Genomic DNA, 14,881 nt, shown 5'->3' on the forward strand with positions numbered 1-14,881 from the left:
TCGCCCGCGACGACGTCCAGCTCGTGGACATCTGCACTCCCGGGGACAGCCATGCGGACATCGCCGTCGCGGCGCTGGAGGCGGGCAAGCACGTGCTGTGCGAGAAACCCCTCGCCAATTCGGTCGCCGAGGCCGGGGCGATGGCGGAAGCGGCTCGCGCGGCCCGCGCGCGCGGCAGGCTGGCCATGGTCGGCTTCAACTACCGCCGTACGCCCGCCATCGCCCTGGCGCACCGGATGGTGGGCCAGGGCCGGATCGGGGCCCTGCGGCACGTCCGTGTGGTGTATCTCCAGGACTGGATCGTGGACCCGGAGTTCCCCCTGGTCTGGCGGTTGCGCAAGGAGCACGCGGGCTCGGGCGCCCTCGGCGACCTGGGGGCGCACATCGTGGACCTCGCGCAGTATCTGTCCGGCGAGCCGCTGGTCGGCGTGTCCGCACTGACCGAGACGTTCATCCGGGAGCGGCCGCTGCCCGGCGCGGCCCTGCCGGGGCTGTCCGCGGCGGCCGGCGGGGGAGCGGTCCGCGGCCGGGTGACGGTGGACGACGCGGCCCTGTTCACCGGTCGGCTCGCCTCGGGAGCTCTCGCGTCGTTCGAGGTCACCCGGGTCGCCGCGGGCCGTAAGAACGCGCTGCGCATCGAACTCAACGGGGAGCGCGGCTCGCTCGCTTTCGACCTGGAGCGGCTCAACGAACTGCACTTCCACGACCACACCGAGCCCGCCGCCTCCTCCGGCTTCCGCCGGATCCTCGTCACCGAGGCCGACCACCCCTATCTGGAGGCGTGGTGGCCCCCCGGCCACGGGCTCGGCTATGAGCACACCTTCGTGCACCAGGTACGGGACCTCGTGCACGCCATCGCCGCCGGAACCGAGCCCGAGCCCTCGTTCGACGACGGGCTCCAGGTACAGCGGGTGCTGGCGGCCGTCGAGGAGAGCGCCGCCACCAACAGCGTCTACACCCCCGTCCTCCCCGCCCTCGTCCAGGAGGCCCTCTGATGCCCCGACCCTTCACCCTCTTCACCGGCCAATGGGCCGACCTTCCTCTGGAGGAGGTCTGCCGGCTGGCTCGCGACTTCGGCTACGACGGTCTGGAACTCGCCTGCTGGGGCGACCACTTCGAGGTGGACCGGGCCCTGAAGGAGACCGGCTATACGGCCGGGCGGCGCGCGCTGCTGGAGAAGTACGGCCTGGAGTGCTGGGCGATCTCCAACCACCTCGTCGGCCAGGCCGTCTGCGACCATCCCCTCGACGAGCGGCACCGGGCGATCCTGCCGGCGCGGATCTGGGGCGACGGCGAGCCCGAGGGCGTACGGCGGCGGGCGGCAGCCGGGATGGCCGACACCGCACGCGCCGCCGCCGCGTTCGGGGTCCGTACGGTCGTCGGCTTCACCGGCTCCTCGATCTGGCATCTGGTCGCGATGTTCCCGCCGGTGCCGCCCGCGATGGTCGACCGGGGCTACGCCGACTTCGCCGAACGCTGGAACCCCGTCCTCGACGTCTTCGACGCGGAGGGCGTGCGCTTCGCCCACGAGGTGCACCCCGGCGAGATCGCCTACGACTACTGGACCACCCGGCGGGCCCTGGAGGCCGTGGACCACCGCCCGGCGTTCGGGCTGAACTTCGATCCGAGCCACTTCGTCTGGCAGGACCTCGACCCCGTCGGGTTCCTGTGGGACTTCCGGGACCGGATCCACCATGTGGACTGCAAGGAGGCCCGCAAGCGGCTGGACGGCCGCAACGGGCGGCTCGGCTCCCATCTGCCGTGGGGCGACCCGCGGCGCGGCTGGGACTTCGTCTCGGCCGGCCACGGCGACGTGCCGTGGGAGGACGTGTTCCGGATGCTGGGGTCGATCGGGTACGCGGGCCCGGTCTCGGTGGAGTGGGAGGACGCCGGTATGGACCGGATGCAGGGCGCGCCCGAAGCCCTGGCCCGGCTGAGGCGCTACGACTACGCACCGCCGACCGCGGCCTTCGACGCCCCCTTCGGCAGCGGCGACGGCTGAGGCCTCACGGGTCCGGGGCCGGGCCCGGCGGGGAGAGCGGAGGCCCGGCGCTTTGTCCAGACCGTGGATGAAGTCAACTGTCCCTGTTTCAAAGGGGTTTCCGTGCCGAATGAACCCGGCTACGGTCCTTGAGTTGTACCCGTCAAGCACCCCAGGGCGAGTCCTCCCGTACCCGGGAATCCTTTCGTCCGGCCGACGACCGGCCCCGGCGCGGCGGTCGCGCGCCTGTCACACACCGTCATCCCTCCGGAGGACACCGTGCACAGGAAACGGCTCAGATCCCGCAAGACCCTGGCGGTCCTCGCGAGCACCCTTCTCGCCGCCGCGACGCTTGGGTTCACCGCGCCGGGGACCGCGGCGGCACCCGCCGCCGACGCGCCCGCGGCCGAGGAATTCCAGCACGTCGCCCTCGCCAAGGGCGTCGAGGAGACCGGCGAGCCCATGACCCTCGCCGTGCTCCCCGACCGTTCGGTGCTGCACACCTCGCGCGACGGCACCCTCCGTATCACCGACGAGGCAGGCAACACCCGGATCTCCGGCAGGATCCCCGTCTACTCGCATGACGAGGAGGGCCTCCAGGGCGTCGGCATCGACCCCGGCTTCGCGGACAACCGCGCCATCTACCTCTACTACGCGCCGCCGCTCGGCACCCCGTCCGGCGATGCGCCCAACGACGGCTCCCCCGGCGACTTCGCCCCCTTCGACGGTGTCAACCGGCTCTCCCGCTTCGTGCTGGAGGCCGACGGCACGCTGGACACCGCAAGCGAGAAGGAGGTCCTGGACGTGCCCGCCTCGCGCGGCATCTGCTGCCACGTCGGCGGTGACATCGACTTCGACGCCCAGGGCAATCTGTACCTGTCGACCGGGGACGACTCCAACCCCTTCGCCTCCGACGGCTTCACCCCCATCGACGAGCGGGCCCGCCGCAACCCGGCCTACGACGCCCAGCGTTCCGCGGGCAACACCAACGACCTGCGGGGCAAGATCCTGCGCATCAAGGTCGCCGACGACGGCTCGTACACCGTCCCCGGCGGCAACCTCTTCGCCCCCGGAACCGCCGGGACCCGGCCCGAGATCTACGCCATGGGCTTCCGCAACCCCTTCCGGCTGAGCGTCGACCAGCCGACCGGCACCGTCTACGTCGGCGACTACGGGCCGGACGCGGGCACCGCCGACCCCGCGCGGGGACCTGCCGGGCAGGTCGAGTTCACCCGGGTCACCGAGCCCGGAAACTACGGCTGGCCGTACTGCACCGGCAGGAACGACGCCTACGTCGACTACGACTTCGCCGCCCAGACCTCCGGCCCGGCCTTCACCTGCGCGTCCCCCCGGAACGAGTCGCCGCACAACACCGGACTGACCGAGCTGCCGCCCGCGCAGGAGGCCTGGATTCCCTACGACGGCGGGTCGGTCCCCGAGTTCGGCTCCGGCTCCGAGTCACCCATGGGCGGGCCCGTGTACCGCTACGACGCCGCGCTGAACTCCCCGGTGAAGTTCCCCCAGGCGTACGACGGCGACTTCTTCGCCGGTGAGTTCGGCCGGCGCTGGATCAAGCGGATCGAGCACGGCGCCGACGGCACCGTCCAGTCCATCAACGCCTTCCCCTGGACCGGCACCCAGGTGATGGACATGGCGTTCGGGCCGGACGGGGCGCTGTACGTCCTGGACTACGGCACCGCCTGGTTCGGCGGCGACGAGAACTCCGCTCTCTACCGCATCGAGAACGTCACCGCCGGACATGCGCCGGTCGCCCGGGCCTCGGCCGACCGCACCTCCGGCACGGCGCCGCTCACCGTGGCATTCTCCTCCGCGGGCAGCTCGGACGCCGACGGCGACGCGCTCACCTACGCCTGGGACTTCGGCGACGGAGGAGGGTCGGCCGCGGCGAACCCCACGTACACGTACCGCGAGAACGGCACCTATACCGCCACGGTGACGGCCAAGGACGCCTCGGGGCGTACGGGCTCGGCGAGCGTCCATCTCACGGTCGGCAACACCGCCCCGACGGTGCAACTCCAACTGCCGGGCGACGGACAGCTCTTCACCTTCGGCGACGAGATCCCGTTCAGGGTGCAGGTCACCGACCCCGAGGACGGGACGATCGACTGCACCCAGGTCAAGGTCACCCACATCCTGGGGCACGACAGCCACGGCCACCCGGTCACCTCGGCCACCGGCTGCTCGGGCACCCTCAGGACCACCGCGGACGGCGAGCACGACCCCAACGCCAATATCTTCGGGGTCTTCGACGCCGAGTACACCGACCGGGGCGCGGGCGGGCAGCCGCCGCTCACCACCCACGACCAGAGCGTCCTCCAACCCAAGCACCGGCAGGCCGAGCACTTCGGCGACTCCCGGGGCGTCAAGGTCACCGTTCACACCCCGGCCCACGGCGGCAGGACGGTCGGTGACATCCACAACGGCGACTGGATCTCCTTCACGCCCTACCGCGTCGGCAACGCCACATCCCTGACCGCCCGGGTGTCCTCCGCCGGTGCGGGCGGGACGCTGGAGATCAGAACCGGCTCGCCCACCGGCACGCTCCTCGGGTCGGCGACGGTGGCGCCGACCGGCGGCTGGGAGACGTTCACCGACGTCACCACGGCTCTCGACCGGCCGCCGACCGGGACCACCACGCTCCACCTGGTGTTCAGGGGCAGCGGCACCCGGGCGCTCTACGACGTGGACGACTTCACTCTGACCACCGGCTGACCGTTTCCGGAGCCGGGGCGGGCAGGGAACCCGGGACGCGCCCGCCCCGGCCGGAGGAAGGAGCACCCGTATGCGCACCTCCGCACGCCTCCTCGCCACCGCCGCCGCCCTCGCCTCGGCAGCACTGCTGCTCGGCGCGTCGGCCCCGCCGGGCGGCGCGGCCGGGCAGGAGCACCCGGAAGGAGGACGGATCCTGGTCTTCTCCAAGACCGCCGGCTTCCGCCACGACTCCATCCCCGACGGCATCGCCGCCGTCAAGGACCTTGGCACGGCCGGCGGTTTCGCGGTCGACGCCACCGAGGACGCCACCGCGTTCACGGCGGACAACCTCGCCCGCTACGACGCCGTGGTCTTCCTCTCCACCACCGGCGACGTGCTGGATTCCGCCCAGCAGAGCGCCTTCGAGGGCTACATCGAGCGGGGCGGCGGCTATGCCGGCGTCCACGCCGCGGCCGACACCGAGTACGACTGGCCCTTCTACGGAGGCCTCGCCGGGGCCTATTTCCAGTCCCATCCGCACATCCAGCCCGCGACGGTCGACGTCGAGGACCGGGCCCACCCCGCGACCGCGCATCTGGGCGCGCGGTGGGAACGCACGGACGAGTGGTACAACTACCGCACCAACCCCCGGGAGCGGGCACACATCCTCGCGACGCTCGACGAGTCCTCGTACACGGGCGGTTCGATGGGCGGGGACCACCCGATCTCCTGGTGCCAGAACTACCGGGGCGGCCGGGCCTTCTACACCGGCGGCGGCCACACCAGGGAGTCCTACGCGGAGCCCGCTTTCCGCAGCCACCTCCTGGGCGGCATCCGGTACGCGGCGGGCGCGGCGCAGGCCGACTGCCGTCCGGAGCGCGGCTACACGCCGCTCTTCGACGGCTCCGGGACACAGGGCTGGAAGCAGGCGGGCCCCGGCTCCTTCCGGCTGGAGGACTCCACCCTCACCTCGGTCGGCGGCCTCGGCATGCTCTGGTACGGGGAGAAGGAACTCGCGTCGTACTCCCTGAAGCTGGACTGGCGGATGGCGGGGGACGACAACTCCGGTGTCTTCGTGGGCTTCCCGGCCTCCGACGACCCGTGGTCGGCCGTGAACCACGGCTATGAGATCCAGATCGACGCCTCGGACGCCCCGGAGAGGACCACCGGTTCGGTGTACGGATTCCAGGCCGCCGACCTCACGGCGCGGGACCGGGCCCTCAATCCGGCGGGGGAGTGGAACACCTACGAGATCCGGGTCCAGGGGGAGCGCCTGCAGGTCTGGCTCAACGGGGTGAAGATCAACGACTTCACCAACCGTGACCCGGCGCGCAGCCTGCGGCAGGGGCACGTCGGAATCCAGAACCACGGTGAGGCGGACGAGGTGTCCTTCCGTGACATCCGGCTCAAGGAGCTGCCCGACTCGCCTGGACCGGCCAGGGGCGGCGGCCACGGAGCCCCGTAGAACCGCTACCGGCCGGACACACCCACGGTCCGGCGCCCACGTCCGGCGCCCACAGCCGGACCCGCACGGTCCGGCTCCCACGGTCCGGCTCCTACGGTCCGGCGGTCCGGCCGGTGGCAGGGAGGGCCCGCCCGGCCGCTGTGGGCGGGGTGGCCGCCGTGGCCCGGCTGCCCTGCTCCGACCGACCGGCCGGGCGGACCGGCCGGACGGACCGCGGACGGACTGGCAGGACGGACCGGCAGGACGGACCGGCCACCGGCGTCCCGAGGCGGGCTGCCGACGGCTCGGGCGGCGGGCGAGGAGACCGCCCACTCCTCCCCGCCGCCATCCCGCCGACGTCCCCTGGGGCGGAGTCTCCGTCGCCCGCTGGCGGACACGGCCCCGCGCCACGCACCGCCCTGCACAGCACCTCATCCACAACCGGGAGGCAAACCGTGACCACCCGCTCCGACCCCAGCCGTTCCCACCCCGCACCAGGTGCCGGCACGGCGGTGGGCTCGCCCCACGGCTCAGCCGCGTTCGTGGGGCACCCCGGCAGGGCCGCTCCGGATGCCCGCCCTCCGGCCCGCGTCACCGCGCCGGGCGCCCGTACGAACGACGCGGCGGAGCCTGCCGCGCGGGGCGCCACGCTCGGTGACCGCTGCTCGCGGGCACCGCGTACGGGCGTGTGGTTCGTCGGTGCCCGCGGCTCCGTCGCCACCACCGCCGTCGCGGGCTGCGCGGCCCTCGCCGCCGGTCTGCACCTCCCCACGGGCATGGTCACCGAGACCCCGCCGTTCGCCGGCTCCGGCCTGCCGCCCCTGGGCTCGTTCGTTTTCGGCGGGCACGACCCCGCGAGTTGCCCCCTGCCCAAGAGGGCCGAGGCCCTGGCCGCGGCCGGTGTTCTGCCGTACGGCCTCCCCGCCGCCGTGCACGCCGAACTGGCCGCGGCCGACGCCGGGATACGCCCCGGAGTGCCACTCTCCGGTGAGGGGCGCAGTGACGATGAACTGATCGCGGCCTGCGCCGCCGACCTCGCGGGCTTCGCCATCGGACATGGCCTCGACCGCGTCGTCGTGATCAACGTCGCCTCGACCGAACCCGTACGCGTACCCGGGGCGGACGGGGACCGGCTGCCACCCAGCTCCCTCTATGCGGCGGCTGCCCTCCTGGCAGGCTGTCCGTACATCAACTTCACCCCCTCGACCGGGCTGCACCATCCCCGGCTGCGCGACACCGCCGCACGCTCAGGCCTCCCGTACGCCGGCCGCGACGGCAAGACCGGACAGACCTTGCTGCGGTCGGTGCTCGCGCCGATGTTCGTCCAGCGCGCTTTGGACGTACGGGCCTGGTCCGGCACCAACCTCCTCGGTGGCGGTGACGGGGCCTCCCTCGCCGACCCGGCCACCGCGGCCGCCAAGAACGCGGGCAAGGCCCGGGTCCTCGCCGACACCCTCGGCGAGGACCCCGTCGGCGAACTGCATATCGACAACGTCCCGGCTCTCGGTGACTGGAAGACCGCTTGGGACCATGTCGCCTTCGAAGGCTTCCTCGGCACCCGGATGGTCCTGCAGACGATCTGGCAGGGCTGCGACTCGGCGCTCGCCGCGCCGCTGGTCCTGGATCTCGCGCGCCTCGCCGCTACCGCCCACGCGGCGGGCCTGTCCGGCCCGCTACCCGGACTCGGCTTCTTCTTCAAGGACCCCGACACCGGTGCGTCGTCGTCCCTGGCCGACCAGTGGCAGGCGCTGCTCGGCTTCGCCGGCCGGCTGCGGGAGCGGGCGTGACGGGCCCGGGGCGGGGTGGCTCCCTGCCCAACGGCCGTGGCCCCGTCGGCACGGGGCCACGGACCTGCCGGACCACGCCCGGCGCGCCGGGGGATCGGCCGGGATCCGCCGCCGGTCCGGCGGCCGTGCGGGAGCCCCGGGGGCGCCGGCGCGGAGGAGCCGTGGCGTGGGCTGAACTGCTGCGGATCCCGGCCCTCTTCAGCGTGCCCGGTGATGCCGTCGCGGGCGCGGCAGCCGTCGGACGCCGCCCGAACCGCGGCACGCTGCTCGCTGCCGGAGCGTCCCTGTGCCTCTACGAGGCGGGTATGGCACTCAACGACTGGGCGGACCGCGACCTCGATGCCGTCGAACGGCCGGACCGGCCGCTGCCGTCGGGGCGTATCGCACCGGCCGCGGCGCTCGCGGCGGCCGGCGGGCTCACCGCGGCCGGGCTGGCCCTGGCGGCCGCGGCGGGCCGCCGGTCCCTGGCGACGGCGACGGTTCTCGCCGGTACGGTCTGGGCCTACGACCTGCGCCTCAAGGCCACGGCGGCGGGACCGGCCGCCATGGCGGCGGCCCGCGGCCTGGACCTGATGCTCGGCGCCACGGCCTCGATGCCCTCGCGTACGGCTGGGAATCCGGCCACCGGCCCTTCGTCGTACGGGGAGCCGGGCCCGTACGGGCGGTGTGCCGTACGGGCCGCGCTGCCCGCCGCCGGGCTTCTGGGCGCCCATACGTTCGCGGTCACCGCCGTCTCCCGCCACGAGGTCCACGGCGGCTCGTCGGCACCCCCGCTGGCGGCGCTGGCCACCACGGCCGGGATCACCTGGTCGGTTGCGCGCCACGGCGGACGCGGGAATCCCGCGCCCGGAGGCGGTCCGGCCGGCCGCAGGGCCGCCCGGGCCACGGCCACCGCGGTCGCCGTGGTCTACGGGGCCACCGCCGGGCGGCCATTGGCCCATGCCGCGCTCCACCCGTCGCCGCCGCTCATGCGGCGCGCCGTCGGTGGCGGTATCCGCGCCATGATCCCGCTGCAGGCCGCACTCGTCTCCCGCGCCGAATCCGTGCGGACGGCACTGCCCGTGCTCGCGCTGCTGCCCCTCGCACGACGTCTGTCCCGAAAGGTCAGCCCGACATGAGCACGCAACCGGAACCGGCGGGGCAGGACCCGCGCTTCGCCTACGGCACCAACGGACTCGCCGACCTCCGCCTCGGCGACGCCCTCGGCCTCCTCGCCGATCTCGGCTACGACGGCGTGGGGCTGACGCTCGATCACATGCATCTCGACCCGCTCGCTCCGGATCTGGCCGCCCGTACCCGGCACATCGCCCGGCAGCTCGAGGGGCTCGGCCTCGCGGTCGCCGTCGAGACCGGGGCACGCTACGTCCTGGATCCCCGCCGCAAGCACCATCCCACGCTCCTCGACCCGGACCCGTACGCCCGCGCCGCCCGGACCGGCCTGCTCCTCACGGCAGTCGAGGTCGCCGCCGAGCTCGGAGCGACCGCGGTGCACTGCTTCAGCGGCAGGACCCCGGAAGGTACCCCCGAGGCCACGGCGTGGCAGCGGCTCGCCGACGCCCTCACGCCCGTACTCGACGCTGCCCGCGCCGCGGGTGTGCCGCTCGCGATCGAGCCCGAGCCAGGGCATCTGCTGGGCGATCTCGCGGGCTTCCACCGGCTGCGCGCGGCTCTGGGCGACCCGGACGGCCTCGGCCTGACGCTGGACATCGGCCACTGCCAGTGCCTCGAACCGGTGCCGCCGGCCGAGTGCGTACGGGGAGCCGCGCCATGGCTGCGGCATGTCCAGATCGAGGACATGCGGCGGGGCGTCCACGAGCATCTCCCCTTGGGGGAGGGGGAGATCGACTTTCCGCCCGTCCTGGAGGCCCTGCGGGCGGCCGGTTACGAGGGGCTGGTCGGGGTGGAACTTCCCCGGGACTCGCACGCGGGCCCCGAACTCGCCCGGACCTCGCTCGACTTCCTGCGGCGGGCGGACCGCCCCGCCCGCGCCTGCCCGGACGACACCCCGCCCGACGAGCCGTCCCGGGCAGGCCAGGATCAGGGCGAGGGCCAGGGCCACGAGGCTCAGGGCCAGGATCACGGCCAGGGCCAGGACCGTGACGGGACCCTCGCCACAGGACTGCGACAGCCGTTGACGGCAGCGGACATCAGCCCTCCACCGTCGAGTACGTCCCCCGAGCGTTCCGAGCGGCTGCTGTCGGCGGGCAGCGCCGCCGCCGGGAGCGTACGGTGACGCAGCCTCAGGACCGAAGCGTCGCCGACCTGCACACATGGCTCCGGGACCGCCTCGGCGGGCCGGGCCGGGCCTGGCTTGAGCAAGCACTCGGTGACGCGGCCGCCGCGGCGGAGATCCCCCTGCCGCCCCAGAAGCCTGCGGATCTCGCGCCCCCGGACCTCGCGCCCGCGGACTTCGCTCCTGCCGCCTGGGAGCTGCACTTCGCGGCTGCGGGGCGCCACTGCGGCCGTTCGGCCCCGCGCGACGCGGCCGGCCCCGCCGCCGCGACACGAGAGGACGGGGCCCACCCCGCGGCCACGCCCCGGAACGCAACGCCGACGACGCCGACCGAGCCCGCGGACGCGGCCCGCATCCTGCTGCTCCACGCCGCCCGCGCCGACAGCACCACGGCCACTCGCCTCTACACCCACGGCACCGCCGCCGAGCGCCGTGCCGTACTGCTCGCGCTGCCCCACCTCGACGCCGGGAGCGCCGCGCTCGGGCCCTCCGCCGTACCGCTCGTCGAGGATGCCCTGCGCGCCAACGACACCCGGCTGGTCGCCGCGGCCGTCGGCCCCTACGCCGCCCGGTACCTGGAGCCGCACACCTGGCGGCACGCCGTCCTGAAGTGTCTGTTCACCGGCGTTGCGGTGACCGCCGTCGCACAACTCGCCCACCGGGCCCGCGGTGACGCCGAACTCGGCCGGATGCTCACCGACCACGCCCGTGAGCGCCGGGCAGCGGGCCGCCCCGTACCGACCGATCTCCACCACGTCCTGGCCCTCACCGGCACGACCGCCGCCACGGGCGGGACCGATGGCACCGGCACCACCTCCCCCTCCGAGGAGTCCTGATGCGCATCTTCGACCCGCACATCCATATGTCCTCCCGGACCACCGACGACTACGAGGCCATGTACGCCGCCGGTGTCCGTGCCGTCGTCGAGCCCTCGTTCTGGCTCGGCCAGCCCCGCACGTCACCGGCCAGCTTCTACGACTACTTCGACTCGCTCCTCGGCTGGGAGCCCTTCCGCGCCGCCCAGCACGGCATCGCCCACCACTGCACCCTCGCCCTCAACCCCAAGGAGGCCAACGACCCCCGCTGTACGCCCGTCCTCAAGGCGCTGCCCCGCTACCTCGTCAAGGACTTCGTCGTCGCGGTCGGTGAGATCGGCTACGACTCCATGACCCCCGCCGAGGACACCGCCCTCGCGGTCCAGCTCCAACTCGCCGCCGACCACGGTCTGCCCGCGCTCGTCCACACGCCTCACCGCGACAAGGCCGCAGGCCTCGAACGGACCCTCGACGTCCTGCGTGAATCCGCACTTCCCCCGGAACGCGTCGTCCTGGACCACCTCAATGAGACAACCGTGGACGACGCCCGCGACAGCGGCTGCTGGCTCGGGTTCTCCATCTATCCCGACACGAAGATGGACGAGGAGCGGATGGTGCGGATCCTGCGCAGCCACGGCACCGAGCGCATGCTGGTCAACTCGGCCGCCGACTGGGGACGCAGTGACCCCCTCAAGCCCCGCCGGGTCGGCGAGGCCATGCTCGCGGCGGGCTTCACCGACGACGACGTCGACCAGGTCCTCTGGCGTAACCCCGTTGCCTTCTACGGGCTCAGCGGCCGCCTCGACCTGCACCTCGACGAACACGCCGCGGACCGGGAGGCCACCCACGAGGGCAACTCGGTCCTCCGCGGCGGGGGGACCGCCCCGGCCCGGCCGGGGGAGAAGCGGCCCACCCCGGTCCGCCCGGACGCGGACGAGACAGGGCAGCCCGACCCGGCACGTCAACGGGGCGAGTGAACCATGCGCTTCCGCCACCCCGACGGCTCGACCATCCACCTCGCCTACTGCACCAATGTCCACCCGGCCGAGGACCTCGAGGGCGTACACCGCCAGCTCCGGGACCACGCCGAGCCGGTGCGCCGACGGCTGGGCCGCGACCTGCTGGGCATCGGCCTGTGGCTGGCCCGCGACGCCGCCCGGGCCCTCACCGCCGACCCCGCCGCCCTCCGGGCTCTGCGCTCCGACCTCGACGACCGGGGCCTCGAAGTCGTCACCCTCAACGGCTTTCCCTACGAGGGGTTCGGCGCGCACAAGGTCAAATACCGCGTCTACCGGCCCGACTGGACCGAGCCCGAACGTCTGGACCACACCACCGATCTCGCCCGGCTTCTTGCCGCCCTCCTCCCCGACGACGTCACCGAGGGCACGATCTCCACCCTCCCCCTCGCCTGGCGCACCGCGTTCAACCAGCCACGGGCCGAGGCCGCCGACCACGCCCTCACCACCCTGGCCCAGCGGCTCGACGCCCTCCAGGAACGCACCGGCCGTAACATCCGCATCGGCCTCGAACCGGAGCCCGGCTGCACCGTCGAGACCACCGCCGACGCCGCCACGACCCTCGCCGCCCCCGGCGCACCGCCGGCCGAGCGCATCGGCGTCTGCGTCGACACCTGCCACCTCGCCACACAGTTCGAGGACCCGCACACCGCGATCGACGGCCTCACCACCGCCGGAGTGCCCATCGTTAAGGCCCAGCTCTCCGCCGCGCTGCACGCCGAGGAGCCGCACCTCCCGGCCGTACGGGAGGCACTCGCCGCCTTCGCCGAACCCCGGTTCCTGCACCAGACCCGGACCCGTACCGACGACGGCGTCCGGGGCACCGACGATCTCGACGAGGCCCTGGCGGACGGCGCCCTGCCCACCACCGCACCGTGGCGGGTCCATCTGCACGTGCCCCTGCACGCCCCTCTCGCCCCGCCGCTCACCTCCACCCTCCCCGTCCTCCGCGACGCACTCGCCCGGCTCGTCGGCGGACCGGTGCCCCTCACCCGCCACCTCGAAGTCGAGACCTACACCTGGCAGGCCCTTCCGGCCGGGCTGCGCCCTCGTACGCACGGCCGGCTCGCCGACGGCATCGCCGCCGAACTCGGCCTCGCCCGCGACCTGCTGACCGGCCTCGGCCTCAAGGAGCTGCCATGACCGAAGACACCCCCACGAGCACCCCCGGTCACGGCGGCGTGCCGGCTCCGACCACACCCCGCCGACTGCTCGTTCTCGACGTGGTCGGGCTCACCCCGCGCCTCTTGGAGCACATGCCCCAGCTCGGAGACCTCGCGGAAGCCGGCTCCTTCGCCCCGCTCCGTACGGTTCTGCCCGCCGTCACCTGCGCCGCCCAGGCCACCTTCCTCACCGGCACCACACCCGCCGGGCACGGCATCGTCGGCAATGGCTGGTACGTCCGCGAACTGGGCGAGGTGCTGCTCTGGCGCCAGCACAACGGCCTCGTCGGCGGCGACAAGCTGTGGGACGCCGCCCGCCGTGTCCACCCGGGCTACACCGTCGCCAACATCTGCTGGTGGTACGCCATGGGCGCCGCCACCGACATCACCGTCACCCCGCGCCCCGTCTACTACGCCGACGGCCGCAAGGAACCCGACTGCTACACCCGCCCGCCCGGCCTGCACGACGAACTCACCGAGACCCTCGGCACCTTCCCCCTGTTCCACTTCTGGGGCCCCGGCGCCGGTCTCCGGTCCTCCCAGTGGATCGTCGGCGCGACCCGCCACATCTTCCGCACCCGCCCGACCGATCTGACCCTCTGCTACCTCCCCCACCTGGACTACGACCTCCAGCGCTACGGCCCGAACGACCCCCGCTCGTACGCCGCGGCCACCGCTCTCGACACCGTCCTCGCCCCGCTCCTCGACGACGCACGTGCCGCCGGGGCCACGGTCGTGGCCCTCTCCGAGTACGGCATCACGCGCGTGACCCGGCCCGTCGACATCAACCGGACCCTGCGTCGCGCGGGCCTCCTGGAGGTCCACACCCAGGACGGCATGGAGTACCTCGACGCCGGTGCCTCCCGGGCCTTCGCCGTCGCCGACCACCAGCTCGCCCATGTGTACGTACGCCGCGCCGAGGACCTCCCGGCGGCCCGTTCCGCACTCGCGGACCTCCCCGGCCTCGCCGGACTCCTGGACGACGAGGGGAAGAAGGCCCACGGTCTGGACCACCCCCGCTCCGGTGAGCTGGTCGCCGTCGCCGAGCCCGACGCCTGGTTCACGTACTACTACTGGCTCGACGACGCCCGCGCCCCCGACTTCGCCCGGCTCGTCGACATCCACCGCAAGCCCGGCTACGACCCGGCCGAGCTGTTCCTGGACCCGCTCGACCCGTACGTCCGCGTACGAGCGGGGGCCGCGCTCGCCCGGAAGAAGCTCGGCATGCGCTACCGCATGGCCGTCGTCCCCCTCGACCCGTCCCCCGTCCGCGGCAGCCACGGGCGACTGCCGGACCGGGACGAGGACGGCCCGCTCCTCATCTGCTCGCGGCCGGACGCGGTCGACGGGCCGGTGGCGGCCACCGACGTGAAGGCGCTGCTGCTCGGCCTCGCCGGGCTGCACCGGCGGCCGTCCCCGACGCCGAACCCCCACCCGCATCCCACGACCGGAGTCCCGCAATGACAGGGGTGCCGCAGTGACCGAACTCGCCCGTGCGCGCCGTCGCTTGCTCGGCGTCGCCGCGGGCACCACGGCCGCCGCCGTGCTCGGCGCGGCCGCTGCCTCCCCGGGTCGCCACCGCCCCGCCGGGCGGCGGGCCCGCCGTCGCGGCGGCCCCCTGCGGCACCGTCCTCGCTCCGGCCGGCGGCGGCCCGCCCCTCGCCCGCCCGCGACGCGAGGCCCCTCGTCGGGAGTCCGGGTGCGGTAACCACGCCGTACGGCCGCATTCG

Annotated in this window: 11 protein-coding genes; all 11 read left to right on the forward strand. The window is 73.8% G+C overall.

What is annotated here, in order from left to right; genetic code table 11:
• On the forward strand, positions 1-995 hold a 995-nt coding region (locus tag ACTWQE_RS06810; RefSeq protein ID WP_443327895.1), incomplete at its 5' end, for a Gfo/Idh/MocA family protein.
• Positions 995-2,002 (forward strand): sugar phosphate isomerase/epimerase family protein, encoded by a 1,008-nt coding sequence (locus ACTWQE_RS06815; protein WP_443327896.1) that lies wholly within the window; start codon positions 995-997, stop codon positions 2,000-2,002. The genes ACTWQE_RS06810 and ACTWQE_RS06815, both read left to right, overlap by 1 nt.
• Positions 2,003-2,260: 258 nt before the next feature.
• Positions 2,261-4,714: a PQQ-dependent sugar dehydrogenase gene (locus ACTWQE_RS06820; protein ID WP_443327897.1), complete on the forward strand. Its 2,454-nt coding sequence runs from the start codon at positions 2,261-2,263 to the stop codon at positions 4,712-4,714.
• Positions 4,715-4,784: 70 nt separating this feature from the next.
• Positions 4,785-6,158, forward strand: a complete 1,374-nt coding sequence (locus ACTWQE_RS06825) for a ThuA domain-containing protein (RefSeq protein ID WP_443327898.1) — start codon at positions 4,785-4,787, stop codon at positions 6,156-6,158.
• 665 nt (positions 6,159-6,823) lie between these two features.
• Positions 6,824-7,924, forward strand: coding sequence for an inositol-3-phosphate synthase (locus ACTWQE_RS06830; protein ID WP_443327976.1), 1,101 nt, complete (start codon positions 6,824-6,826; stop codon positions 7,922-7,924).
• Between the two features lie 161 nt (positions 7,925-8,085).
• Positions 8,086-9,042, forward strand: a complete 957-nt coding sequence (locus tag ACTWQE_RS06835; protein ID WP_443327899.1) for an SCO3242 family prenyltransferase — start codon at positions 8,086-8,088, stop codon at positions 9,040-9,042.
• The gene (locus ACTWQE_RS06840; protein WP_443327900.1) at positions 9,039-10,157 is read left to right on the forward strand and encodes a sugar phosphate isomerase/epimerase family protein; all 1,119 of its coding nucleotides are present in this window, start codon (positions 9,039-9,041) and stop codon (positions 10,155-10,157) included. Before ACTWQE_RS06835 ends, ACTWQE_RS06840 begins: the two co-directional genes overlap by 4 nt.
• On the forward strand, positions 10,154-10,993 hold the full coding sequence (locus ACTWQE_RS06845) for an EboA domain-containing protein (protein WP_443327901.1): 840 nt from the start codon (positions 10,154-10,156) through the stop codon (positions 10,991-10,993). The genes ACTWQE_RS06840 and ACTWQE_RS06845 overlap by 4 nt, the downstream gene beginning before the upstream one ends.
• Positions 10,993-11,949 (forward strand): TatD family hydrolase, encoded by a 957-nt coding sequence (locus ACTWQE_RS06850; protein WP_443327902.1) that lies wholly within the window; start codon positions 10,993-10,995, stop codon positions 11,947-11,949. Before ACTWQE_RS06845 ends, ACTWQE_RS06850 begins: the two co-directional genes overlap by 1 nt.
• 3 nt (positions 11,950-11,952) lie before the next feature.
• On the forward strand, positions 11,953-13,131 hold the full coding sequence (eboE, locus tag ACTWQE_RS06855) for a metabolite traffic protein EboE (protein WP_443327903.1): 1,179 nt from the start codon (positions 11,953-11,955) through the stop codon (positions 13,129-13,131).
• Positions 13,128-14,615 carry a nucleotide pyrophosphatase/phosphodiesterase family protein gene (locus ACTWQE_RS06860; protein WP_443327904.1) on the forward strand — a complete coding sequence of 496 codons (1,488 nt, stop codon included), beginning with the start codon at positions 13,128-13,130 and terminating at the stop codon, positions 14,613-14,615. Before eboE ends, ACTWQE_RS06860 begins: the two co-directional genes overlap by 4 nt.
• Positions 14,616-14,881: the final 266 nt, after the last annotated feature.

Origin of the sequence: Streptomyces sp. 8N706, from assembly GCF_052245415.1 — a bacterium.
Lineage (GTDB): Bacteria > Actinomycetota > Actinomycetes > Streptomycetales > Streptomycetaceae > Streptomyces.

Bases quoted from the DNA above. Each gene is read 5' to 3' on its own strand.
- ACTWQE_RS06815 (WP_443327896.1), top strand. From the start codon at position 995: ATGCCCCGACCCTTCACCCTCTTCACCGGCCAATGGGCCGACCTTCCT.
- ACTWQE_RS06825 (WP_443327898.1), top strand. From the start codon at position 4,785: ATGCGCACCTCCGCACGCCTCCTCGCCACCGCCGCCGCCCTCGCCTCG.
- ACTWQE_RS06840 (WP_443327900.1), top strand. From the start codon at position 9,039: ATGAGCACGCAACCGGAACCGGCGGGGCAGGACCCGCGCTTCGCCTAC.
- ACTWQE_RS06850 (WP_443327902.1), top strand. From the start codon at position 10,993: ATGCGCATCTTCGACCCGCACATCCATATGTCCTCCCGGACCACCGAC.
- eboE (WP_443327903.1), top strand. From the start codon at position 11,953: ATGCGCTTCCGCCACCCCGACGGCTCGACCATCCACCTCGCCTACTGC.
- ACTWQE_RS06860 (WP_443327904.1), top strand. From the start codon at position 13,128: ATGACCGAAGACACCCCCACGAGCACCCCCGGTCACGGCGGCGTGCCG.